Below are 23,027 nucleotides of genomic sequence, written 5' to 3' on the forward strand. Positions count from 1 at the left end.
CAGTTCTACTTCCGTACCACTGACGTGACCGGTTCGTGCGAACTGCCGGAAGGCGTTGAGATGGTAATGCCGGGCGACAACATCAAAATGGTTGTTACCCTGATCAAGCCGATCGCCATGGAAGATGGTCTGCGTTTCGCGATTCGCGAAGGCGGCCGTACCGTTGGTGCTGGCGTGGTTGCCAAGATCGTCGAGTAATCAACGATCTGCGGTATGGAAAAGGGCCCTTCGGGGCCCTTTTCTTTTGGACTGGTTAAAAGTTGACACCCCTGGGGGGCATCCGTACAATTGCGCCTCCCTCGAGCGGGCGTAGTCCGTCTGTGGGGATTAGCAGCTTGGAATCTGAGGTCAAAATGCAAAACCAACAAATCCGTATTCGGTTGAAGGCTTTTGACCATCGCCTGATCGATCAATCTACCCAGGAAATCGTGGAAACCGCGAAACGTACTGGTGCTCAGGTGCGTGGTCCGATTCCTCTGCCTACTCGTAAGGAGCGGTACACCGTTCTGGTCTCCCCGCACGTCAACAAAGACGCGCGCGATCAGTACGAAATCCGCACTCATAAGCGTGTTCTGGACATCGTCCAGCCGACGGATAAAACCGTTGACGCGCTGATGAAGCTTGACCTTGCGGCAGGCGTGGAAGTGCAGATCAGCCTCGGCTAAAACCTGGCGGTTTTAGTCGTGTAACGCTCTGAAATGGGCGGCCATAGCGGGTGAAAGCCCCGTACACTCATGAGGTTTACAACATGACTATTGGTGTAGTCGGTCGTAAAGCGGGTATGACCCGTATTTTCACCGAAGAAGGTGTCTCCATTCCGGTTACGGTCATCGAGATCGAGCCGAATCGCGTCACCCAGTTTAAAACCGAAGAATCCGATGGCTATCGCGCAGTGCAAGTCACTGTTGGCGAGCGTCGTGCTTCGCGTGTTACAGCAGCTCAAGCTGGCCACTTCGCCAAGGCGAACGTCGCGGCAGGTCGTACCGTTCTGGAGTTCCGTCTTGAAGAAGGCGACTACCAGGCTGGCGATCTGATCAACGCTGAAATTTTCCAAGCTGGTCAACTGGTGGATGTCACCGGTCAGTCCAAAGGTAAAGGCTTCGCCGGTACCATCAAGCGTTGGAACTTCCGCGGCCAGGACAACACTCACGGCAACTCCGTGTCCCACCGTGTTCCGGGTTCCATTGGCCAGTGCCAGACCCCGGGTCGCGTATTCAAGGGCAAGAAGATGTCCGGCCACATGGGTGCTGAGCGCGTTACCGTGCAGTCCCTGGAAGTCGTGCGCGTAGACGCCGAGCGTAATCTGCTGCTGGTCAAGGGTGCCGTTCCTGGCGCTACTGGCGGCGACGTTATCGTTCGTCCGGCTGCCAAGGCGTAAGGGGAGAATCTGAGATGCAATTGAATGTAAATGGCGCTCAGGCGATCGAAGTGTCCGAAGCGACCTTCGGTGGCGAGTTCAACGAGACACTGGTTCACCAAGCAGTCGTGGCCTACATGGCTGGCGGCCGTCAGGGCACCAAAGGTCAGAAGTCCCGTTCCGACGTTTCCGGTGGCGGTAAGCGCCCATGGCGTCAGAAGGGCACTGGTCGTGCTCGTGCTGGTACCACTCGTGGTCCGATCTGGCGTGGCGGTGGTGTGACCTTCGCAGCGTCCACCCGCAACCACGAGCAAAAGCTGAACAAGAAGATGTACCGCGCAGCTCTGCGCTCCATCCTTGCTGAGCTCGTTCGTACCGACCGTCTGGTCGTGGTCGAAGACTTCGCCGTTGATGCGCCGAAGACCAAGACCCTGCTGGCCAAACTCAATGGCCTGGGCCTGACCGACGTGCTGATCGTATCCGACGCTGTCGATGAGAACCTGTACCTGGCTGCCCGCAACCTGCCGCACGTTGATGTACGTGACGTCCAGGGTTCCGATCCGGTCAGCCTGATCGCGTACGAGAAGGTGCTGGTCACCGTTTCGGCCGTGAAGAAATTCGAGGAGCTGCTGGGATGAACCAGGAACGCGTATTCAAAGTGCTGCTTGGCCCGCACATCTCCGAGAAGGCCACGGTTCTGGCTGACAAGCAAGGTCAGTTCGTTTTCAAAGTCGCTACCGATGCGACCAAGCTGGAAATCAAGAAGGCTGTCGAAGGCCTGTTCGGCGTGAAGGTTGAGCGCGTTACTACCCAGAACGTTCTGGGTAAGAGCAAGCGCACCGCTCGCGGTCTGGGCAAGCGTAACGACTGGAAGAAGGCAGTTATCTCCCTTCAGCCGGGCCAAGAACTCGATTTCACCAGCAGTGCTGAGTAAGGAAGGGGTGCATCATGGCAATCGTTAAATGCAAACCGACTTCCGCTGGCCGCCGTTTTGTGGTCAAGGTGGTCAATCAGGAGCTGCACAAAGGCGCTCCGTACGCTCCGCTGCTCGAGAAAAAGTCGAAGTCCGGTGGTCGTAACAACAATGGCCGTATTACCACCCGTCATATCGGTGGTGGTCATAAGCAGCATTACCGTCTGGTCGACTTCCGTCGCAACGACAAGGATGGCATTCCTGCCACCGTCGAACGCGTGGAATACGATCCGAACCGTACTGCTCACATCGCTCTGCTGAAGTACGCTGACGGCGAACGTCGCTACATCATCGCTCCGAAGGGCGTTTCTGCTGGCGACCAGCTGATTGCGGGCATCATGGCTCCGATCAAGCCGGGCAACAGCCTGCAGCTGCGCAACATTCCGGTAGGTTCGACCGTTCACGGTATCGAGCTGAAGCCGGGTAAAGGTGCTCAGATCGCTCGTTCCGCTGGTGCTTCCGCTCAGCTGATCGCTCGTGAAGGTGCCTATGTGACTCTGCGTCTGCGCTCCGGCGAAATGCGCAAAGTCCTTTCCGAGTGCCGTGCGACCCTGGGCGAAGTCTCGAACTCCGAGCACAGCCTGCGTTCGCTGGGTAAGGCCGGTGCCAAGCGCTGGCGCGGTGTTCGTCCGACCGTTCGTGGTGTTGCCATGAACCCGGTTGATCACCCGCACGGTGGTGGTGAGGGTCGTACCTCCGGTGGTCGTCATCCGGTGTCGCCATGGGGCTTCCCGACCAAGGGCGCGAAAACCCGTGCTAACAAGCGCACCGACAACATGATCGTCCGTCGTCGCAAGTAAATAGAGGGATACGACAGTGCCACGTTCTCTGAAAAAAGGTCCTTTTATCGATCTTCACCTACTGAAGAAGGTCGAAGCGGCGGTGGAAAAGAACGAACGCAAACCGGTTAAGACCTGGTCGCGTCGTTCCATGATCCTGCCGCAGATGGTCGGTCTGACCATCGCTGTGCATAACGGTCGTCAACATGTCCCGGTCCTCGTGAACGAAGACATGGTCGGCCACAAACTGGGCGAATTTGCCGGCACGCGTACCTATCGTGGTCACGTTGCCGACAAGAAAGGCAAGCGTTAAGGGGTTTGGAAATGGAAGTAGCCGCTAAGTTGTCGGGCGCTCGCATCTCCGCCCAGAAAGCTCGCCTGGTCGCCGACCAGATCCGCGGGAAGAAGGTGGGCGAAGCGCTCAACCTGCTGGCTTTCAGCAGCAAGAAAGCCGCCGAGATCATGAAGAAAGTGCTGGAGTCGGCCGTTGCCAACGCCGAGCACAACGAAGGCGCAGACGTTGATGACCTGAAGGTCAGCACCGTTTTCGTCAACGAAGGGCGTTCGCTTAAGCGCATCATGCCGCGTGCCAAAGGCCGTGCTGATCGCATCGTCAAGCGGTCTTGCCATATCACTGTCAAGGTTGCGGACAAGTAACGGAGTCGATCAGATGGGTCAGAAAGTACATCCCGTTGGCATCCGCCTGGGAATCGTCAAGGATCACACTTCGGTTTGGTATGCAGATGGTCGCACTTACGCCGACTACCTGAATGCCGACCTGAAGGTTCGTGCATACCTGCAAGACAAACTAAAAAGCGCGTCCGTTAGCCGTATCGACATCGCTCGTCCGGCTCAAACCGCACGCATCACCATCCACACCGCTCGTCCCGGTATCGTGATCGGCAAGAAAGGTGAAGATGTTGAGAAGCTGCGTCAGGACCTGACCAAGCAAATGGGTGTGCCGGTGCACATCAACATCGAAGAGATCCGCAAGCCGGAGCTCGACGGTATGCTGGTTGCACAGAGCGTAGCTCAGCAGCTGGAGCGCCGCGTAATGTTCCGTCGCGCCATGAAGCGCGCTGTACAGAACGCCATGCGTATTGGTGCCAAGGGCATCAAGATCCAGGTGAGTGGTCGTCTTGGTGGCGCTGAAATCGCCCGTACCGAGTGGTATCGCGAAGGTCGTGTGCCCCTGCACACTCTGCGTGCAGATATCGATTACGCCACCTACGAAGCGCACACCACTTACGGTGTGATCGGCGTCAAGGTTTGGATCTTCAAGGGTGAGGTCATTGGTGGCCGCACTGAAGAGCTGAAGCCGCAAGCGCCCGCTCCTCGTAAAGCTGCTAAGAAATAAGGAGTACGCATCATGTTGCAACCAAAGCGTACGAAGTTCCGCAAGCAGATGACCGGCCACAACCGTGGTCTGGCTCAGCGCGGTAGCAAGGTCAGCTTCGGCGAGTTCGCGCTGAAGTCTGTAGCCCGCGGTCGTCTCACCGCCCGTCAGATCGAGTCCGCTCGTCGTGCTCTGACTCGTCACGTAAAACGTGGCGGCAAGATCTGGATTCGCGTATTCCCGGACAAGCCGGTTACCAAGAAGCCTCTCGAAGTGCGGATGGGTAAAGGTAAGGGTGGCGTCGAATATTGGGTAGCCCAGATCCAGCCAGGCAAGGTCCTGTACGAGATCGAAGGCGTTTCCGAAGAGCTGGCGCGCGAGGCTTTCGCCCTGGCTGCTGCAAAGCTGCCGCTCGCCACCACCTTTGTTAAGCGGACGGTGATGTGATGAAAGCGACCGAACTTCGTGAAAAAACCGCACAGCAACTGAACGAGCAACTGCTCGGTCTGCTGCGCGACCAGTTCAATCTGCGCATGCAGAAAGCAACTGGCCAGTTGGGGCAGTCTCACCTGCTCTCGCAAGTTAAGCGCGACATCGCTCGTGTGAAAACTGTGCTCAACCAGCAGGCAGGTAAGTGATCATGGCTGAAGCCGAAAAAACAGTCCGTACGCTGACCGGCCGTGTTGTCAGCGACAAGATGGACAAGACCATCACCGTTCTGATCGAGCGCCGTGTAAAGCACCCGATCTACGGTAAATACGTCAAGCGTTCGACCAAACTGCACGCTCACGACGAAACCAACCAGTGCAAGATCGGCGACAAGGTTTCCATTCGCGAAACCCGTCCGCAGTCCAAGACCAAGTCCTGGGCTCTGGTTGAAGTCGTCGAACGCGCAGTTGACGTCTAAGGGCTAGGGGTCGGAGAAATTTTATGATTCAGACTCAATCCATGCTCGATGTTGCTGATAACAGTGGTGCACGTCGCGTTATGTGCATCAAGGTGCTGGGCGGCTCTCATCGTCGCTACGCCGGCATCGGCGACATCATCAAGGTCACCGTCAAGGAAGCAATTCCGCGCGGCAAAGTGAAGAAAGGTCAGGTCATGACCGCAGTGGTTGTTCGTACCCGTCACGGCGTTCGTCGTGCCGACGGTTCGATCATTCGCTTCGACGGCAACGCTGCTGTTCTGCTGAACAACAAGCAAGAGCCGATCGGTACCCGTATCTTCGGGCCAGTGACCCGTGAACTGCGTTCCGAGAAGTTCATGAAGATCGTCTCGCTCGCCCCTGAAGTGCTTTAAGGAGATCCGACATGCAAAAGATTCGTCGTGACGACGAGATCATCGTGATCGCCGGCAAAGACAAAGGTAAGCGCGGTAAGGTGCTCAAGGTTCTCGCTGACGACCGTCTGGTCGTCGGTGGCATCAACCTGGTGAAGCGTCATACCAAGCCGAACCCGATGTCGGGCGTTCAAGGCGGTATCGTCGAGAAAGAAGCGCCTCTGCACGCTTCCAACGTTGCCATCTTCAACTCTGAAACCAACAAGGCTGACCGCGTTGGCTTCAAGACCGAAGACGGCAAGAAAATTCGTGTCTTCAAGTCCACCCAGAAGCCGGTTGGCGCTTGAGAATCCGTAGGTAAATACCATGGCACGACTGAAAGAGATTTACCGGAAGGAAATCGCGCCCAAGCTGAAGGAAGAACTGAAGCTGGCGAACGTGATGGAAGTTCCGCGCATCACCAAGATCACCCTGAACATGGGCCTGGGCGAAGCGATCGGTGACAAGAAGATCATCGAAAACGCTGTTGCCGACCTCGAGAAGATTACCGGTCAGAAAGTCGTTGTGACTCATGCCCGCAAGTCGATCGCCGGTTTCAAGGTTCGTGAAGGTTGGCCGATTGGCGTCAAGGTCACTCTGCGTCGCGAGCGTATGTACGAGTTCCTGGATCGTCTGCTGTCCATCTCCCTGCCGCGCGTGCGTGACTTCCGCGGCCTGAATGCCAAGTCCTTCGATGGTCGTGGCAACTACAGCATGGGCGTGAAAGAGCAGATCATCTTCCCGGAAATCGATTACGACAAAATCGATGCGCTGCGTGGTCTGGACATCACCCTGACTACCACTGCCCGTAACGATGATGAAGGCCGCGCTCTGCTGCGTGCTTTCAACTTCCCGTTCCGCAACTGATCGGAGTCTGGATAATGGCCAAGACAAGCATGAAGAACCGCGAGCTGAAGCGTCAGCAAACGGTTGCCAAGTACGCCAAGAAGCGTGCCGAGCTGAAAGCCACCATCGCTAACCCGAACACCAGTCCGGAAGCGCGTTGGGAAGCTCAGGTCGCTCTGCAGAAGCAACCACGTGACGCCAGCGCCTCGCGCCTGCGTAACCGTTGCCGCATCACCGGCCGTCCGCACGGCGTTTACCGCAAGTTCGGTCTGTCGCGTAACAAGCTGCGCGAAGCCGCCATGCGCGGTGACGTACCGGGCCTGGTGAAAGCCAGCTGGTAACAGCAGTAAAAAAAGCGAAGCCGGCCTAGTGCCGGCTTTGTCTTTATTTGAACAAGCCCCTTTTGGGGCTTGATTCATTTTTGATCGGTCTCTAGAATGTCCGGCTCTCCTGAGCCTGGTATTTCCATGCCGAGCTTTTGGATGATCCCACAGCCCTCGGGCTGTTCTTTTTGTATCAGGAGCGTCTAGCCCATGAGTATGCAGGACCCGTTAGCGGACATGCTAACTCGTATCCGTAATGCCCAGATGGCTGAAAAGTCCGTCGTAAGCATGCCTTCTTCCACTCTGAAGGTAGCCGTAGCCAAAGTTCTGAAAGACGAAGGTTACATTGCGGGTTATGAAGTCAATGGTGAAGCCAAGCCACAACTGTCCATCGAGCTGAAGTACTTCGAAGGCCGTCCGGTCATCGAGGAAGTCAAGCGCGTGAGCCGTCCTGGCCTTCGTCAATACAAATCCGTCGATGACCTGCCGAAGGTTCGCGGCGGTCTCGGTGTTTCCATCGTCTCCACCAACAAAGGTGTGATGACGGATCGCGCTGCGCGCGCTGCCGGTGTCGGCGGCGAAGTGCTCTGCACCGTGTTCTAAGGGGGGGATAAGCATGTCTCGCGTTGCTAAGAACCCCGTTGTGCTGCCTGCCGGTGTCGAGATCAAACTCGCCGGTCAGCAGCTCTCGGTCAAGGGTGCCAAGGGCGCTCTGGAACTGAACGTTCACTCGTCCGTGGAAGTGATCCAGGAAGGTAGCGAACTGCGTTTCGCCGCCCGTAATGGCGACCAGCAGAACCGCGCTATGGCCGGTACTACTCGTGCCCTGGTGAACAACATGGTCATCGGTGTCAGCCAAGGCTTCGAGCGTAAGCTGCAGCTGGTCGGCGTGGGCTACAAAGCTCAAGCCAAAGGCCAGGTGCTGAACCTCGCACTGGGCTTCTCCCACCCGATCGACTACGAACTGCCGGAAGGCGTCGTGGCTGAAACCCCGAACCAGACCGAAATCCTGATCAAGGGTATCGACAAGCAACTGGTGGGTCAGGTGGCTGCGGAAATCCGTGACTTCCGTCGTCCTGAGCCCTACAAGGGCAAAGGCGTTCGTTACGCGGATGAAGTTGTCCGTCGTAAAGAAGCCAAGAAGAAGTAAGGGGCTGAAAAATGACCGACAAAAAAGTTACTCGTCTGCGTCGCGCTCGCAAAGCACGCCTGAAAATGCACGAGCTCGAAGCCGTGCGTCTGTGCGTGTACCGCTCTTCGCAGCACATCTACGCCCAGGTCATCTCGGCCGACGGCAGCAAGGTTCTGGCCAGCGCCTCTACCTTGGACAAAGCACTGCGTGATGGCGCCACCGGCAACGTCGACGCAGCCAAGAAAGTTGGTGCGCTGGTTGCTGAGCGTGCGAAAGCCGCTGGTGTGACCCAGGTGGCATTCGACCGTTCTGGCTTCAAGTACCACGGCCGCGTCAAGGCGCTGGCTGATGCTGCTCGTGAAGGCGGGCTGGAGTTCTAAGTTATGGCAAATAACGACCAAAAGCGCGACGAAGGCTACATCGAGAAGCTGGTTCAGGTTAACCGCGTTGCCAAGACCGTAAAGGGTGGCCGTATCTTCACTTTCACCGCGCTGACCGTGGTGGGTGATGGCAAGGGTCGCGTCGGTTTCGGCCGTGGCAAGTCCCGCGAAGTTCCGGCTGCTATCCAGAAGGCGATGGAAGCTGCTCGTCGCAACATGATCCAAGTTGATCTGAACGGCACCACTCTGCAGTACCCGATCAAGTCCGCTCACGGCGCCTCCAAGGTGTTCATGCAGCCGGCTTCGGAAGGTACCGGTATCATCGCCGGCGGCGCCATGCGTGCCGTGCTGGAAGTGGCTGGCGTGCAGAACGTTCTGGCCAAGTGCTACGGCTCGACCAACCCGGTGAACGTGGTTCACGCCACTTTCAAGGGTCTGAAGACCATGCAGTCTCCAGCATCCGTTGCAGCCAAGCGTGGCAAGAGCGTCGAGGAGATTCTCTAACCATGGCTAATACCGTCAAAGTGACTCTGATCAAGAGCACCAATGGCCGTCTGGCCAATCACAAAGCTTGCGTCAAGGGCCTGGGCCTGCGTCGCATCGGTCACACCGTAGAGGTTCTGGATACTCCGGAAAACCGCGGCATGATCAACAAGGCTTACTACCTGCTGAAGGTGGAGGGTTAATCATGCAACTGAACGATCTGCGTTCCGCGCCGGGTGCCCGTCGCGAGAAGCACCGTCCGGGCCGTGGCATCGGTAGCGGTCTGGGTAAGACTGGTGGCCGTGGCCACAAAGGTCAAACCTCCCGCTCCGGTGGTTCCATCGCTCCGGGCTTCGAGGGTGGTCAGCAGCCGCTGCACCGCCGTCTGCCGAAGTTCGGCTTCGTCTCCCTGAAGGCTATGGATCGCGCCGAAGTGCGTACCTCCGAGCTGAACAAGGTAGAGGGTGTTGTAACTCTGCAGGCTCTGAAGGATGCCAATCTGGTAGGCCATCACGTACAGCGTGTGAAAGTCATGCTGTCCGGTGAGGTTACCCGTGCGGTCACCCTGAAAGGTATCGCCGCCACCAAGGGTGCGCGTGCGGCTATCGAAGCAGCTGGCGGTAAGTTCGAGGACTAAATGGCTAAGCAAGGTGCTCTCTCAGCGCTGGCAGGTGGCGGGTTGTCCGAACTCTGGGCTCGTCTGCGTTTCCTGTTCCTGGCGATCATCGTCTACCGGATAGGTGCGCACATCCCGGTTCCTGGCATCAACCCAGACCGACTGGCGGATCTGTTCCGGCAGAATGAGGGGACCATTCTTAGCTTGTTCAACATGTTTTCCGGCGGCGCGCTGGAGCGGATGAGCATCTTTGCGCTGGGGATCATGCCGTACATTTCGGCATCGATCATCATGCAGCTGATGACCGCTGTCAGCCCGCAGCTGGAACAGTTGAAGAAGGAAGGTGAAGCTGGCCGTCGCAAGATCAGCCAGTACACCCGCTACGGCACTCTCGTTCTGGCGTTCGTTCAGGCCATCGGTATGTCCGTTGGTCTGGCTAGTCAGGGCGTTGCGTTCTCGGGCGATTTCGGCTTCCACTTCGTGGCGATCACCACTTTTGTGGCGGGCGCGATGTTCATGATGTGGCTGGGCGAGCAGATCACCGAGCGCGGTGTCGGCAACGGTATCTCGATGCTGATTTTTGCAGGCATCGTGGCCGGTCTGCCGTCGGCGATCGGGCAGTCTTTCGAGTCTGCTCGTCAGGGCGATATCAACATCTTCGCTCTGATCGCCATCGGCCTGCTGGCAGTAGCGATCATCGGTTTCGTGGTGTTCATTGAGCGTGGTCAGCGTCGCATTGCGGTGCACTATGCCAAGCGTCAGCAGGGCCGCAAGGTCTTCGCTGCGCAGACCAGCCACCTGCCGTTGAAGGTGAACATGGCGGGCGTAATCCCGGCCATCTTCGCCAGCAGCCTTCTGCTGTTCCCGGCCTCGCTGGGTGCCTGGTTTGGTCAGTCCGAGGGTTTGGGCTGGCTGCAGGACATTTCGCAGGCTATCGCTCCTGGTCAGCCGTTGAACATTCTGCTGTTTAGTGCAGGGATCATTTTCTTCTGCTTCTTCTACACAGCGCTGATGTTCAACCCGAAAGACGTAGCGGAAAACCTGAAGAAGTCCGGTGCCTTTATTCCGGGCATCCGTCCGGGCGAGCAGTCTGCACGCTATATCGATGGCGTTCTGACCCGCTTGACCATGTTCGGTGCTCTGTACATGACGGCCGTGTGCCTGTTGCCCCAGTTCCTGGTGGTTGCAGCCAACGTTCCGTTCTACCTTGGCGGGACCTCGTTGCTGATCGTGGTCGTGGTTGTAATGGACTTCATGTCCCAAGTGCAATCGCACCTCGTGTCTCACCAGTACGATTCCCTGATGAAGAAAGCCAACCTGAAGGGCTATGGCAGCGGCATGCTCCGCTGATCCACCCGTAAGGTTCGAGGAGTTGGTAATGAAAGTTCGTGCATCGGTGAAAAAGCTGTGCCGTAACTGCAAAATTATCCGTCGCGAAGGTGTCGTGCGGGTGATCTGCAGCGCAGAGCCGCGTCACAAGCAGCGCCAAGGCTGAGTGTGAACCACGCGTGATAAGCCCGGCAGCTAGTGCGCTGCCGGGTTGATTATTTGTTATTACAGCGTTAATATCTCGCGCCCTATTTCTTGGCTTCCGGGGCGTAGGTAGCTGTCAATTGGAGTTCCACTGAATGGCCCGTATTGCAGGCGTTAACATTCCGGATAACAAGCACACTGTTATCTCGCTGACCTACATCTATGGTGTTGGTCGCACCACCGCACAGAAAATCTGTGCCGCTACCGGTGTAAACCCGGCTGCGAAAATCAAGGATCTGACTGACGAGCAGATCGAACAGCTGCGTGGCGAAGTAGCCAAGGTGAATACCGAAGGCGACCTGCGTCGTGAAGTGAATATGAAGATCAAGCGCTTGATGGATCTGGGTTGCTACCGTGGCCTGCGTCATCGTAAAGGTCTGCCGGTTCGCGGTCAGCGTACCAAGACCAACGCTCGCACCCGTAAGGGCCCGCGTAAGCCGATCCGCAAGTAATCGCATTCGCGAATCGACAGGAATTTAGTCATGGCAAAACCTGCTGCTCGTACTCGTAAAAAAGTCAAAAAGACGGTGGTTGATGGCATCGCCCACATCCACGCGTCTTTCAACAACACTATCGTGACCATTACCGACCGTCAGGGTAACGCCCTGTCCTGGGCTACCTCTGGTGGTTCGGGTTTCCGCGGCTCGCGTAAGTCCACTCCGTTCGCTGCTCAGATCGCCGCCGAGCGCGCTGGTCAGGCTGCACTGGAATACGGTCTGAAGAACCTCGACGTCAACGTCAAAGGTCCAGGCCCAGGTCGCGAATCCGCCGTGCGTGCTCTGAACGCCTGCGGCTACAAAATCGCCAGCATCACCGACGTGACGCCAATCCCGCACAACGGGTGCCGTCCGCCGAAGAAGCGTCGCGTGTAATCAGGAGACAGTGAGAAATGGCTCGTTACATTGGTCCCAAGTGCAAACTGTCTCGTCGTGAAGGCACCGATCTCTTTCTGAAGAGTGGTGTTCGCGCGCTTGAATCTAAGTGCAACATCGAAGCAGCCCCGGGTATCCACGGCCAGCGCCGTGGCCGTCAGTCCGACTACGGCACCCAGCTGCGTGAGAAGCAAAAAGTTCGTCGTATCTACGGCGTACTGGAGCGTCAATTCAGCGGTTACTACAAGCAAGCTGCCAGCCAGAAAGGCGCCACCGGCGAAAATCTGTTGCAACTGCTGGAGTGCCGTCTGGACAACGTGGTTTACCGTATGGGTTTTGGCGCCACTCGTGCCGAGTCCCGTCAGCTGGTTTCGCACAAAGCGATCAGCGTCAACGGTCAGACCGTAAACGTACCGTCCTACCAAGTTAAGGCTGGCGACGTCGTTGCTGTTCGCGAGAAATCGCGTAATCAGCTGCGCATCGCTCAGGCTCTCGAGCTCTGCGCCCAGCGTGGCCGTGTTGAGTGGGTAGAAGTAGACGCCGAGAAGAAGTCTGGTGTGTTCAAGAACGTACCGGCTCGTGGCGATCTGTCCGCTGACATCAACGAGAGCCTGATTGTCGAGCTCTACTCCAAGTAAGGGCTAGAAAATAGGTGCATCCATGCAGATTTCGGTAAATGAGTTCCTGACCCCCCGTCACATCGATGTGCAGGAGGTCAGTCCGACCCGCGCCAAGATCACCCTCGAGCCTCTCGAGCGTGGCTTTGGCCATACCCTGGGCAACGCGCTGCGTCGCATCCTGTTGTCCTCCATGCCTGGCTGTGCAGTAGTCGAGGCCGAGATCGATGGCGTACTCCATGAGTACTCCGCGATCGAAGGTGTGCAGGAAGATGTCATTGAGATCCTGCTCAACCTGAAAGGTCTGGCTATCAAGCTGCACGGCCGTGACGAAGTGACCCTGACTCTGGCTAAGAAGGGCCCGGGCGTAGTTACCGCTGCCGATATTCAGCTGGATCACGATGTCGAAATCGTCAATGGCGACCACGTAATCGCCAACCTGGCTTCCAATGGCGCGCTGAACATGAAGCTCACCGTGGCTCGTGGTCGCGGCTATGAGCCGGCTGACGCGCGTCAGAGCGACGAAGATGAAAGCCGCAGCATTGGTCGCTTGCAGCTGGATGCTTCGTTCAGCCCTGTGCGTCGGGTTGCTTACGTGGTGGAAAACGCCCGTGTTGAGCAGCGCACCAACCTGGACAAACTGGTTATCGACCTGGAAACCAACGGTACTCTGGACCCTGAAGAGGCTATCCGTCGTGCCGCGACCATCCTGCAGCAGCAGTTGGCCGCGTTCGTCGACCTCAAGGGCGACAGCGAGCCAGTGGTGGTCGAGCAGGAAGACGAGATCGATCCGATCCTGCTGCGTCCTGTCGATGACCTGGAACTGACCGTACGTTCGGCCAACTGCCTCAAGGCAGAGAACATCTACTACATCGGTGATCTGATTCAGCGCACCGAAGTAGAGCTGCTCAAAACCCCGAACCTGGGCAAGAAATCCCTGACCGAAATCAAGGATGTTCTGGCTTCTCGCGGTCTGTCCCTCGGTATGCGCCTCGACAACTGGCCGCCGGCAAGTCTGAAGAAAGACGATAAGGCCACTGCCTGATCGTCATCATCACCGAACGAACAAGTTTGGTAAGGAATTGAACCATGCGTCATCGTAAAAGTGGCCGTCACCTCAGCCGCACCAGCGCTCACCGCAAGGCCATGTTCCAGAACATGGCGGTCTCGCTGTTCGAGCACGAGCTGATCAAAACTACCCTGCCGAAAGCCAAGGAACTGCGTCGCGTTGCCGAGCCGCTGATCACCCTGGCCAAGGAAGACAGCGTTGCCAACCGTCGTCTGGCCTTCGACCGTACCCGTTCGAAAGCCATCGTCGGCAAGCTGTTCAACGATCTGGGCAAGCGCTACGCCACCCGTAACGGCGGCTACCTGCGCATCCTCAAGTGCGGTTTCCGCGCTGGCGACAACGCTCCGATGGCTTACGTTGAACTGGTCGACCGTCCGGTCGGCGGTTCGGTAGAAGCTGCCGAGTAAGTTGCTGGTTGTACAAGAAACCGGGCCTTGTGCCCGGTTTTTTGTTGTCTGAGATTCGCCGAACGGAAGCGCGCGGTGTGTGGGGTGAATATTTTTCCGCACGTCTTGTTTGATATTGTGTACGCAGAGGGGCTCGGGTAAGGTGCGGCAGTCTCCGTTTCGCCGCTGCGCCGGCCCCAACAAGAACAATTGCTGATCATGTCCGAACCTACTGCTCTGAGTCTTATCCCTCCTGCCGTTGTCCTGACCCTCGCCATCTGGCTGCGTCGCCCCATCCTGGCCTTGCTGATCGGCGCCTGCAGCGGTCTGTTGCTGCTTTCGCCCCAGGATGCGCTGGGGAGCTTCGCGGAAATCTCGCTGAAGGTGATGCAGGACGAAACCATCGGCTGGCTGATCCTGGTGTGTGGCAGCTTCGGTGCGCTGATCGCCCTGCTGGTGCGTACCGGTGGTGCCCTTGCCTTCGGTCGCAGTGCATTGAAGCTGGCCAAGGGGCCTCGCTCCTCGCTGTTGATGACTTTCGTGCTCGGCGTGGTGATCTTCGTCGATGACTACCTCAATGCCTTGACGGTCGGTGAGACCATGAAGCGCGTTACCGACCGTTTCAAAATTTCGCGCGAGAAGCTGGCTTACGTGGTGGATTCCACCGCCGCGCCGATCTGTGTATTGGTGCCGCTGTCCACCTGGGCGGTGTTCTTTGGCGGCCTGCTGGAGAACAACGGTATCGCCGAGACTGGTCAGGGCATCAACGTCTACATCCAGGCCATTCCATACATGCTCTACGCCTGGGCTGCGGTATTGCTGGTGGTGCTGGTGGCCGCCGGGCTGTTCCCGGATATCGGGCCGATGCGCAAGGTCGAGTTGCAGGCGCGCCACGGCTCCGCTGGTGCCATGCACGTTGGTGAGCTGAGTCCCGAGCACAACTATTCGATGAAGTCGCTGGAAGAGGAGTTCGAAGGCGCCGACAAGGAGAGCGGAAAGCTATACAACTTCCTTGTGCCGCTAGCGATGCTGGTGGGCTTCACCGTGTATTTCGACATCGACGTATGGATGGGCATGATCGCCACCATGCTGCTGACTCTGCCGTTCTATCTGGTACAGCGCCTGATGCCGCTGTCGGAGATGCTCGATCAGATGGTCCACGGCTTCAAGACGATGCTTCCGGCCATCGGCATTTGCGTGGCAGCTTTCGTCTTCAAGGATGTCTGCGATCAGCTGATGCTGCCGCAGTACGTGGTCGAGACGCTCAAGCCCTACATGACGCCGCAGATGCTGCCGGCCATGGTGTTCCTGTGCATGGCGGTGCTGAGCTTCGCTACCGGCTCGTCCTGGGGCATCTTCGCTGTGACCATTCCCATCGTCATGCCCCTGGCCTACGCCCTGGGCGCGGACATTCCGCTGGTGATCGGGGCGCTGATGTCGGCCTCGGCCTTCGGCAGTCAGGCCTGCTTCTACAGCGACTCCACCGTGCTGGCGGCACAGGGCTCGGGTTGCAACCTGATCAGCCATGCGATCACTCAGCTGCCTTACACGCTGGTGGCCGCCGCAGTGGCTTTCGTAGGCTTCGTTATCGTCGCCTGAAGGTTGTTGCGCGTCATGAAGGAGCGGGCCCTGGTGGCCCGTTTTTTCATGGCGCGCGCAAAAGAAAATAACTATCGCGCCGTTATGCTTCATGAATTGGTTCGCCTGGCGAAGCGGGTCTAGGCTTGTCCCATTGTTGGTCGCACTCGCTGGGACCGACCCGATGAGGAGAAGGAGAGAACCATGTCGAACCAAGGTAAATGTCCGTTCAACCACGTCGCTGGTGGTGGCACGACCAACAAAGATTGGTGGCCGAATCAGCTGCGTGTGGATTTGCTCAATCAGCATTCCGACCGATCCAATCCGCTGGGTGAAACATTCAACTACGCCGAAGCCTTCAAGAAGCTCGATTACAAGGCGCTCAAGGCCGATCTGGTCCGACTGATGACCGACAGTCAGGACTGGTGGCCTGCCGACTTCGGTCACTACGGTCCGCAGTTCATCCGCATGGCCTGGCACTCTGCCGGCACCTATCGCACCACCGATGGCCGTGGCGGTGGCGGCCGTGGTCAGCAGCGTTTCGCGCCGCTCAACTCCTGGCCGGACAACGTCAACATCGACAAGTCGCGTCGCCTGCTGTGGCCGATCAAGCAGAAGTATGGCCAGTCCATTTCCTGGGCCGACCTGTACATCCTCGCTGGTAACGTCGCGCTGGAATCCATGGGTTTTCGCACCTTCGGCTTCGGTGCCGGTCGTGAAGACGTATGGGAACCGGATCAGGACGTCAACTGGGGCGCCGAAGTCGCCTGGCTGGGTGTCGATCCCAAGCGCGTCAATGATGAACGCGAGCTGACCGCACCCTTTGGCGCCACCCACATGGGCCTGATCTACGTGAACCCGGAGGGCCCCAATGCCAGCGGCGACTATCTGGCAGCGGCCAAGGATATTCGCGCCACCTTCTATCGCATGGCGATGGATGACGAAGAAATCGTCGCGTTGATCGCGGGCGGCCACACCTTCGGCAAGGCGCATGGCGCGGCGCCGGAATCGCACAAAGGGCCGGAGCCTGAGGCTGGACCTATCGAAGCCCAGGGTCTGGGTTGGACCAGCAACTTCGGCAGTGGCTTTGGCAAGGACACGGTTTCCAGTGGCCTGGAAGTGACCTGGACGAAGACCCCAGCGCTGTGGAGCAACAATTTCTTCGAGAACCTGTTCAAGTTCGAGTGGGAGCTGACCAAGTCCCCCGCTGGTGCCAAGCAGTGGGTGGCCAAGGACGCGCCGGAGATCATCCCGGATGCGCACGTGCCGGGTAAATTCCACAAGCCGACCATGCTCACCACCGACCTCACCCTGCGCTTCGATCCGGAGTTCGGCAAGATTTCCAAGCGCTTCTATGAAGATCCGCAGGCTTTCGCCGATGCCTTCGCGCGCGCCTGGTACAAGCTGACCCACCGCGACATGGGGCCGAAAGCCCGCTACCTGGGCCCGGAAGTGCCGAAAGAGGACCTGATCTGGCAAGACCCGCTGCCGGCTGCCACCCACAACCCGAGTGCCGCCGACATCGCTGACCTGAAGGCGAAGATTGCGGCGTCCGGTCTGTCGGTGGGTGATCTGGTGTCCGTGGCCTGGGCCTCGGCCTCGACCTTTCGCGGTGGCGACAAGCGTGGTGGTGCCAACGGTGCGCGCCTGGCTCTGGCACCGCAGAAGGATTGGGCCGCCAACCAGCGGGCGATCAAGGTGCTGCCGAAGCTGGTGGAAATCCAGCAGGCATCCGGCAAGGCCTCACTGGCCGATGTGATCGTGCTGGCCGGTAATGTCGGTGTCGAACTGGCCGCCAAGGCTGCCGGTGTGAGCGTAGACGTACCCTTCGCGCCGGGCCGTGTCGATGCACGTCAGGATCAAACCGATGTCGACTCCTTCGATGTGCTGGAGTCTGCCGCCGATGGTTTCCGCAACTACAGCAAAGGCAACCTGGGCGTGCCCACCGAGGCGATGCTGATCGACAAGGCGCAGTTGCTGACACTGACCGCGCCGGAGATGACTGCGCTGGTCGGCGGCCTGCGAGTGCTGGGCGCCAACTACGACGGCAGTCAGCATGGCGTGTTCACCGACAAGGTCGGTGTGCTGTCCAACGATTTCTTCGTTAACCTGCTGGATATGGGCACCGTATGGAAGGCAGCCGATGACAGCAACGAAGTCTTCGAAGGGCGTACACGCAAGGATGGCCAGGTGAAATACACCGCCACCCGCAACGACCTGGTGTTCGGCTCCAATTCGATTCTGCGCGCTTACGCCGAGGTCTATGCCAGTGCTGACGGCAAGGAGAAGCTGGTCAAGGACTTCGTCGCCGCCTGGACCAAGGTGATGAACCTGGATCGTTTCGATCTGGCCTGAGCCTGATTGGCGCACCGACGGTGCGTCAGTAAACCGCAACGCCTCCCTCGTGGAGGCGTTGTGCTTTTGCTTGACCGAACCGGGCGTCAGGCGGAGCATTGCCCCCTGCTCACGAATGCAACAAGGATTGCCGGCATGAAAGGCCATACCGAAGTCATCGACTATCTCAAACACCTGCTCAAGGGCGAGCTGGCTGCGCGCGACCAGTACTTCATTCATTCGCGGCTGTATGAGGACTGGGGCTTCAGCAAGCTCTACGAGCGCATCAATCACGAGATGGAAGAGGAAACCCAGCACGCCGATGCCCTGCTCAAGCGCATCATCTTCCTTGAGGGTGTGCCGGACATGGTGCCCAACGCTTTCACGTTCGGGCAGACCGTACCTGAGGCACTGAAGCTGGATCTAGCCCTGGAGTACGAAGTGCGCGGGGCTCTGAGCAAGGGCATCGAGTTGTGCGAGAAACATCAGGATTATCAGAGCCGCGACATCCTGTTGCTGCAGCTCAAGGACACCGAGGAAGACCACGCCTACTGGCTGGAGATTCAGTTGCAGCTGATCGACAAGCTGGGGCTGGAGAAGTACCTGCAAAGTCAGATGTAAGCTGATTTGCCAAAAAAGAGCCCCGCATCTGCGGGGCTCTCTCGTTTCAGGCGCGGTCGCGTTCCAGCAGCGGCTTGAGGAAGTGCCCGGTATGCGATGCCGGATTGTCGGCCACGTCCTCCGGTGTGCCGGTGGCGATGATCATGCCGCCCTTGGAGCCGCCCTCGGGGCCGAGATCCACCAGCCAGTCGGCGGTCTTGATCACGTCCAGGTTGTGCTCGATCACCACCACGGTATTGCCGTGGTCGCGCAGGCGGTGCAGCACGTCCAGCAGTTGCTGGATATCGGCGAAGTGCAGGCCGGTGGTCGGCTCATCGAGGATATACAGGGTCTTGCCGGTATCGCGCTTGCTCAGTTCGCGACTCAGCTTGACCCGCTGCGCCTCGCCGCCGGAGAGGGTGGTCGCGCTCTGGCCCAGCTTGATATAGGACAGGCCGACGTCCATCAGCGTCTGTAGCTTGCGGGCGATGGCCGGCACTGCGTCGAAGAAGGTGCGGGCCTCCTCGATGGTCATGTCCAGCACTTCGGTGATGCTCTTGCCCTTGTACTTCACTTCCAGGGTTTCGCGGTTGTAGCGCTTGCCCTTGCACACGTCGCACGGCACGTAGATGTCCGGCAGAAAGTGCATTTCCACCTTGATCACGCCGTCGCCCTGACACGCCTCGCAGCGCCCGCCCTTGACGTTGAAGCTGAAACGGCCCGGGCCATAACCGCGCGAGCGCGATTCCGGCACGCCTGCGAACAGTTCGCGGATCGGTGTGAACAGACCCGTGTAGGTGGCCGGGTTGGAGCGCGGCGTGCGGCCGATCGGGCTCTGGTCGATGTCGACCACCTTGTCCAGGTGTTGCAGGCCGTCGAAGGAATCGTGCGGCGCTGCTTCCAGGGTGGTCGCACCGTTCAGCGCCGTGGCGGTCAGCGGGAACAGGGTGTTGTTGATCAGCGTCGACTTGCCTGAGCCGGACACGCCGGTGACGCAGGTGAGCAAGCCCACCGGAATCTCCAGATCGACATTGCGCAGGTTGTTGCCCCGTGCGCCCTTGAGCTTGAGCAGTTTCTTCTTGTCACGCGGGGTGCGCTGCGCCGGATAGCGGATCTTCTCACGGCCGGACAGGTATTTGCCGGTCAGCGAGTCGGGGTGATTCATCACCTCGTCCGGCGTGCCTTCGGCGACGATGCGGCCGCCATGCACACCGGCGCCCGGGCCGATATCGACCACGTAATCGGCCATGCGGATGGCGTCCTCGTCGTGCTCGACCACTATAACCGTATTGCCCAGGTTGCGCAGGTGGTTGAGGGTGCCCAGCAGGCGCTCGTTGTCGCGCTGGTGCAGGCCGATGGAGGGCTCATCGAGGATGTACATCACGCCCACCAGGCCGGCGCCGATCTGGCTGGCCAGGCGGATGCGTTGCGCTTCGCCGCCGGACAGGGTGTCGGCGCTGCGATCCAGCGTCAGATAATCGAGGCCGACATTGACCAGGAACTGCAGGCGCTCGCGGATTTCCTTGAGGATCTTCTCGGCGATCTCGCCACGCCGCCCGGTCAGGTGCAGGTTGGCGACGTAATCGCAGGCATCGCCGACCGGTAGGCCGGTCACCGCCGGCAGGGTCTTCTCGCCGACCCAGACATGCCGCGCTTCGCGGCGCAGGCGCGTGCCACGGCAATCGGGGCAGGGCTGGGTGCTGAGGAACTTGGCCAGCTCCTCGCGCACACTGGCCGACTCGGTCTCGCGGTAGCGGCGCTCGAGGTTGGGAATGATGCCCTCGAAGGGGTGCGAACGTTTGACGATGTCGCCACGGTCGTTCAGGTACTTGAAGTCGACGCTCTGCGTACCGCTGCCGAACAGAATGACTTTCTGGTGTTCGGCGGCCAGCTCGTCGAAGGGCTCTTCCAGGCTGAAGCCGTAGTGCGCGGCCAGCGAACCGAGCATCTGGAAGTAGTAGACATTGCGCCGATCCCAGCCGCGTATGGCGCCTTCGGCCAGGGTCAGTTCGCCATTGACCAGGCGCTTGACGTCGAAGAACTGCTTCACGCCCAGGCCATCGCAGGTCGGGCAGGCGCCGGCCGGGTTGTTGAAGGAGAACAGCTTGGGTTCCAGCTCGCTGATCGAGTGGCCGCAATGCGGGCAGGCGAAGCGCGCGGAGAAGATGATCTCTTCGCCCGGCTCATCATCCATGGGGGCGATCAGGGCGATGCCGTCGGCCAGGCCGAGGGCGGTCTCGAAGGACTCGGCCAGACGCTGCTGCAGATCTTCACGGACCTTGAAGCGGTCCACCACCACGTCGATGGAATGCTTCTTCTGTTTGTCCAGCTTAGGCAGCTCGTCCAGCTCGAACAGCTTGCCATTGACCCGGGCGCGGACGAAGCCCTGGGCGCGCAGCTCCTCGAACACCGACAGATGCTCGCCCTTGCGCTCGCGGACCACTGGTGCCAGCAGCATCAGCTTGCGGCCTTCCGGCAGCGCCAGCACCTGGTCGACCATCTGGCTGACGGTTTGCGCCTCGAGTGGCACGTCATGGTCCGGGCAGCGCGGAATACCGGCGCGGGCATAGAGCAGGCGCAGGTAATCGTAGATTTCGGTGATGGTGCCGACGGTCGAGCGCGGGTTGTGCGAGGTGGATTTCTGTTCGATGGAAATCGCTGGTGACAGGCCTTCGATGGTGTCGACATCGGGCTTTTCCATCATCGACAGGAACTGCCGGGCGTAAGCCGACAGCGACTCGACGTAACGGCGCTGGCCTTCCGCGTAAAGGGTATCGAAGGCCAGAGAGGACTTGCCGGAGCCGGACAGGCCGGTGATCACGATCAGCTTGTCGCGCGGCAGAGTCAGGTCGATGTTCTTCAGATTGTGGGTGCGAGCCCCACGGATCAGGATTTTGTCCACTTAGGGAACCTCTGAATGCTATCTGCGTTGCCACTGCCGCTTCAAATTCAGGCGGCTTGCAACGGGCCTCGCTGGGCGGGCGGAAAACGGTCGAGTATAGGGCCAGGCGCTACCCTGCGGCAAAGTGTGCGCCTGTGCCGAAACGACGGCGGCTGCTAGAATCGCCGGCTGATTTCCTCAGGGTTCATTCGATGCACGATCCGCACAGCGAGCGCATGAGTAGTAGCGAGACCCGCGCGGCCGGCGGCCTGGCTATGGTGTTCGCGTTTCGTATGCTGGGTATGTTCATGGTGCTGCCGGTGTTGGCCACCTACGGCATGGATCTGGCCGGCAGTACCCCCGCGCTGATCGGCCTGGCCATCGGTGCCTATGGTTTGACCCAGGCTGTGCTGCAAATTCCCTTCGGCATGCTCAGTGACCGTATCGGCCGACGCCCGGTGATCTACGCCGGCTTGCTGATTTTTGCTGCAGGCAGCGTGCTGGCGGCCAATGCCGATTCGATCTGGGGCGTGATCGCCGGGCGTGTGCTGCAGGGGGCTGGAGCGATCTCTGCGGCGGTGATGGCGTTGTTGTCGGATCTGACTCGCGAGCAGCACCGCACCAAGGCCATGGCCATGATTGGCATGAGCATCGGTCTGTCGTTCGCCATAGCCATGGTGGTCGGCCCGCTGCTGACTCGCGCCTTCGGTTTGTCCGGTCTGTTCTGGGCGACGGCGGCGATGGCCTTGCTCGGCATCCTGATCGTCGCCGGCATCGTGCCGAAAGACACCGGCCCGCTGCAGCACCGTGAATCCGGCGTGGCGGCACAGGCGCTGTGGCCGACCCTCAAGCATGGCGACCTGCTGCGTCTGGACTTCGCCATCCTGGCCCTGCATGCGGTGCTCATGGCCAGTTTCGTCGCCTTGCCGCTGGCGCTGGTGGAGCAGGGCGGCTTGGTCAAAGAAGAGCACTGGTGGGTGTACCTCACCGCGCTGTTGATCGGCTTCTTCGGCATGGTGCCGTTCATCATCTATGGCGAGAAGAAACGCCAGATGAAGCGCGTGCTGCTCGGTGCCGTCAGCGTGTTGCTGGCCTGCGAGCTCTACTTCGCTTTCTTCGGCAGCAGCCTGCGGGCGCTGGTACTGGGTATCGTGGTGTTCTTCACCGCCTTCAACCTGCTCGAGGCCTCGCTGCCGTCGCTGGTCAGCAAGGTGGCGCCGGCAGGCGGCAAGGGCACGGCGATGGGCGTCTATTCCACCAGCCAGTTCCTCGGCGCAGCCCTGGGCGGCATTCTCGGTGGCTGGCTGTACCAGCACGTGGGCCTGGGCGGTGTGTTCATCGGCTGCGCCGTGCTCTGTGCAATTTGGCTGGCTATTGCTGTTACTATGCGCGAACCGCCGTACGTGACCAGTTTGCGCCTGCCGCTCGATGCCGCGGCACTGGCCGATGTCGGACTGGTCGAACGCCTCAAGGCAACGCCGGGAGTGGCGGACGCCGTGGTGGTGGTCGACGAAGCGGCCATCTATATCAAAGTCGATACCCAACAAGTGGATCGCACGACGCTGGAAAGCCTGATCATATCGGCACCAGCGGCGTGCCGAGTCTAGGAGAACGT

34 protein-coding genes are annotated in these 23,027 nt (G+C 59.3%); 33 read left to right on the forward strand and 1 reads right to left on the reverse strand.

Translation table 11 applies throughout. From position 1 onward, the window contains the following. The 32 genes from BM186_RS22415 to bfr all read left to right on the forward strand — a co-directional run. Positions 1–198: EF-Tu C-terminal domain-related protein (locus BM186_RS22415; RefSeq protein ID WP_074918507.1), on the forward strand; the 198-nt coding region annotated here is incomplete at its 5' end. Positions 199–353: 155 nt separating this feature from the next. Further along, positions 354–665, forward strand: a complete 312-nt coding sequence (rpsJ, locus tag BM186_RS22420; RefSeq protein ID WP_003463313.1) for a 30S ribosomal protein S10 — start codon at positions 354–356, stop codon at positions 663–665. Between the two features lie 83 nt (positions 666–748). Further along, complete coding sequence (gene rplC, locus BM186_RS22425; RefSeq protein ID WP_017675621.1) at positions 749–1,378, forward strand: 50S ribosomal protein L3; 630 nt, start codon at positions 749–751, stop codon at positions 1,376–1,378. Between the two features lie 14 nt (positions 1,379–1,392). Then, positions 1,393–1,995 carry a 50S ribosomal protein L4 gene (gene rplD, locus BM186_RS22430; protein WP_072424511.1) on the forward strand — a complete coding sequence of 201 codons (603 nt, stop codon included), beginning with the start codon at positions 1,393–1,395 and terminating at the stop codon, positions 1,993–1,995. Beyond that, on the forward strand, positions 1,992–2,291 hold the full coding sequence (rplW, locus tag BM186_RS22435) for a 50S ribosomal protein L23 (RefSeq protein ID WP_003463306.1): 300 nt from the start codon (positions 1,992–1,994) through the stop codon (positions 2,289–2,291). The genes rplD and rplW overlap by 4 nt, the downstream gene beginning before the upstream one ends. Positions 2,292–2,305: 14 nt before the next feature. Next, the gene (gene rplB, locus BM186_RS22440; protein ID WP_017675619.1) at positions 2,306–3,130 is read left to right on the forward strand and encodes a 50S ribosomal protein L2; all 825 of its coding nucleotides are present in this window, start codon (positions 2,306–2,308) and stop codon (positions 3,128–3,130) included. A gap of 16 nt (positions 3,131–3,146) precedes the next feature. Further along, positions 3,147–3,422 (forward strand): 30S ribosomal protein S19, encoded by a 276-nt coding sequence (rpsS, locus tag BM186_RS22445; RefSeq protein ID WP_017675618.1) that lies wholly within the window; start codon positions 3,147–3,149, stop codon positions 3,420–3,422. 11 nt (positions 3,423–3,433) lie between these two features. Next, the gene (rplV, locus tag BM186_RS22450) at positions 3,434–3,766 is read left to right on the forward strand and encodes a 50S ribosomal protein L22 (protein WP_003103908.1); all 333 of its coding nucleotides are present in this window, start codon (positions 3,434–3,436) and stop codon (positions 3,764–3,766) included. Between the two features lie 13 nt (positions 3,767–3,779). Beyond that, complete coding sequence (gene rpsC, locus BM186_RS22455; protein ID WP_017675617.1) at positions 3,780–4,466, forward strand: 30S ribosomal protein S3; 687 nt, start codon at positions 3,780–3,782, stop codon at positions 4,464–4,466. A 12-nt stretch (positions 4,467–4,478) separates the two neighbouring features. After that, positions 4,479–4,892 (forward strand): 50S ribosomal protein L16, encoded by a 414-nt coding sequence (gene rplP / locus BM186_RS22460; RefSeq protein ID WP_003243901.1) that lies wholly within the window; start codon positions 4,479–4,481, stop codon positions 4,890–4,892. After that, a complete protein-coding gene (gene rpmC, locus BM186_RS22465; protein WP_003463299.1) occupies positions 4,892–5,083 on the forward strand; it encodes a 50S ribosomal protein L29 in 192 nt (63 codons plus the stop codon). Before rplP ends, rpmC begins: the two co-directional genes overlap by 1 nt. Positions 5,084–5,085: 2 nt before the next feature. Next, the gene (rpsQ, locus tag BM186_RS22470; RefSeq protein ID WP_026088453.1) at positions 5,086–5,352 is read left to right on the forward strand and encodes a 30S ribosomal protein S17; all 267 of its coding nucleotides are present in this window, start codon (positions 5,086–5,088) and stop codon (positions 5,350–5,352) included. Between the two features lie 23 nt (positions 5,353–5,375). After that, on the forward strand, positions 5,376–5,744 hold the full coding sequence (rplN, locus tag BM186_RS22475; RefSeq protein WP_003243907.1) for a 50S ribosomal protein L14: 369 nt from the start codon (positions 5,376–5,378) through the stop codon (positions 5,742–5,744). 11 nt (positions 5,745–5,755) lie between these two features. Further along, positions 5,756–6,070 carry a 50S ribosomal protein L24 gene (gene rplX, locus BM186_RS22480; protein ID WP_017675615.1) on the forward strand — a complete coding sequence of 105 codons (315 nt, stop codon included), beginning with the start codon at positions 5,756–5,758 and terminating at the stop codon, positions 6,068–6,070. Between the two features lie 19 nt (positions 6,071–6,089). Beyond that, on the forward strand, positions 6,090–6,629 hold the full coding sequence (gene rplE, locus BM186_RS22485; protein WP_017675614.1) for a 50S ribosomal protein L5: 540 nt from the start codon (positions 6,090–6,092) through the stop codon (positions 6,627–6,629). A gap of 14 nt (positions 6,630–6,643) precedes the next feature. Continuing rightward, on the forward strand, positions 6,644–6,949 hold the full coding sequence (rpsN, locus tag BM186_RS22490; RefSeq protein ID WP_003463288.1) for a 30S ribosomal protein S14: 306 nt from the start codon (positions 6,644–6,646) through the stop codon (positions 6,947–6,949). 192 nt (positions 6,950–7,141) lie between these two features. After that, positions 7,142–7,534, forward strand: a complete 393-nt coding sequence (gene rpsH, locus BM186_RS22495; protein ID WP_003243915.1) for a 30S ribosomal protein S8 — start codon at positions 7,142–7,144, stop codon at positions 7,532–7,534. A gap of 13 nt (positions 7,535–7,547) precedes the next feature. Then, the gene (gene rplF / locus BM186_RS22500) at positions 7,548–8,081 is read left to right on the forward strand and encodes a 50S ribosomal protein L6 (protein WP_017675613.1); all 534 of its coding nucleotides are present in this window, start codon (positions 7,548–7,550) and stop codon (positions 8,079–8,081) included. 11 nt (positions 8,082–8,092) lie between these two features. Further along, a complete protein-coding gene (gene rplR, locus BM186_RS22505) occupies positions 8,093–8,443 on the forward strand; it encodes a 50S ribosomal protein L18 (protein ID WP_017675612.1) in 351 nt (116 codons plus the stop codon). A 3-nt stretch (positions 8,444–8,446) separates the two neighbouring features. Then, the gene (rpsE, locus tag BM186_RS22510) at positions 8,447–8,947 is read left to right on the forward strand and encodes a 30S ribosomal protein S5 (protein WP_074918509.1); all 501 of its coding nucleotides are present in this window, start codon (positions 8,447–8,449) and stop codon (positions 8,945–8,947) included. Positions 8,948–8,949: 2 nt separating this feature from the next. Continuing rightward, positions 8,950–9,129, forward strand: a complete 180-nt coding sequence (gene rpmD, locus BM186_RS22515) for a 50S ribosomal protein L30 (RefSeq protein WP_003243922.1) — start codon at positions 8,950–8,952, stop codon at positions 9,127–9,129. 2 nt (positions 9,130–9,131) lie between these two features. Next, a complete protein-coding gene (rplO, locus tag BM186_RS22520; protein WP_017675610.1) occupies positions 9,132–9,563 on the forward strand; it encodes a 50S ribosomal protein L15 in 432 nt (143 codons plus the stop codon). Continuing rightward, complete coding sequence (gene secY, locus BM186_RS22525; RefSeq protein ID WP_017675609.1) at positions 9,564–10,892, forward strand: preprotein translocase subunit SecY; 1,329 nt, start codon at positions 9,564–9,566, stop codon at positions 10,890–10,892. Positions 10,893–10,920: 28 nt separating this feature from the next. Then, positions 10,921–11,037, forward strand: coding sequence for a 50S ribosomal protein L36 (gene rpmJ, locus BM186_RS22530; RefSeq protein ID WP_002555468.1), 117 nt, complete (start codon positions 10,921–10,923; stop codon positions 11,035–11,037). Positions 11,038–11,170: 133 nt separating this feature from the next. Beyond that, positions 11,171–11,527: a 30S ribosomal protein S13 gene (gene rpsM / locus BM186_RS22535; protein WP_012019780.1), complete on the forward strand. Its 357-nt coding sequence runs from the start codon at positions 11,171–11,173 to the stop codon at positions 11,525–11,527. Positions 11,528–11,557: 30 nt separating this feature from the next. Then, positions 11,558–11,947 (forward strand): 30S ribosomal protein S11, encoded by a 390-nt coding sequence (gene rpsK, locus BM186_RS22540; RefSeq protein WP_003243933.1) that lies wholly within the window; start codon positions 11,558–11,560, stop codon positions 11,945–11,947. Between the two features lie 17 nt (positions 11,948–11,964). Then, on the forward strand, positions 11,965–12,585 hold the full coding sequence (rpsD, locus tag BM186_RS22545) for a 30S ribosomal protein S4 (RefSeq protein ID WP_017675608.1): 621 nt from the start codon (positions 11,965–11,967) through the stop codon (positions 12,583–12,585). Positions 12,586–12,607: 22 nt separating this feature from the next. Beyond that, complete coding sequence (locus BM186_RS22550) at positions 12,608–13,609, forward strand: DNA-directed RNA polymerase subunit alpha (protein WP_003463273.1); 1,002 nt, start codon at positions 12,608–12,610, stop codon at positions 13,607–13,609. 44 nt (positions 13,610–13,653) lie between these two features. Further along, on the forward strand, positions 13,654–14,040 hold the full coding sequence (gene rplQ / locus BM186_RS22555; RefSeq protein WP_003243945.1) for a 50S ribosomal protein L17: 387 nt from the start codon (positions 13,654–13,656) through the stop codon (positions 14,038–14,040). Positions 14,041–14,238: 198 nt separating this feature from the next. Then, on the forward strand, positions 14,239–15,618 hold the full coding sequence (locus BM186_RS22560) for a Na+/H+ antiporter NhaC family protein (protein WP_074918683.1): 1,380 nt from the start codon (positions 14,239–14,241) through the stop codon (positions 15,616–15,618). Between the two features lie 183 nt (positions 15,619–15,801). Next, positions 15,802–17,952: a catalase/peroxidase HPI gene (gene katG, locus BM186_RS22565; protein WP_074918511.1), complete on the forward strand. Its 2,151-nt coding sequence runs from the start codon at positions 15,802–15,804 to the stop codon at positions 17,950–17,952. Between the two features lie 135 nt (positions 17,953–18,087). After that, positions 18,088–18,552, forward strand: coding sequence for a bacterioferritin (bfr, locus tag BM186_RS22570; protein ID WP_074918513.1), 465 nt, complete (start codon positions 18,088–18,090; stop codon positions 18,550–18,552). 46 nt (positions 18,553–18,598) lie between these two features. Here the strand turns inward: bfr and uvrA are convergent, their stop codons facing one another. Then, complete coding sequence (uvrA, locus tag BM186_RS22575; RefSeq protein WP_074918515.1) at positions 18,599–21,433, reverse strand: excinuclease ABC subunit UvrA; 2,835 nt, start codon at positions 21,431–21,433, stop codon at positions 18,599–18,601. A 191-nt stretch (positions 21,434–21,624) separates the two neighbouring features. Here uvrA and BM186_RS22580 point away from each other — a divergent pair, with 191 nt between their 5' ends. Further along, a complete protein-coding gene (locus tag BM186_RS22580) occupies positions 21,625–23,019 on the forward strand; it encodes an MFS transporter (protein ID WP_074918517.1) in 1,395 nt (464 codons plus the stop codon). Positions 23,020–23,027: the final 8 nt, after the last annotated feature.

The organism is Ectopseudomonas toyotomiensis, from assembly GCF_900115695.1.
Classification (GTDB): Bacteria; Pseudomonadota; Gammaproteobacteria; order Pseudomonadales; family Pseudomonadaceae; genus Aquipseudomonas; species Aquipseudomonas toyotomiensis.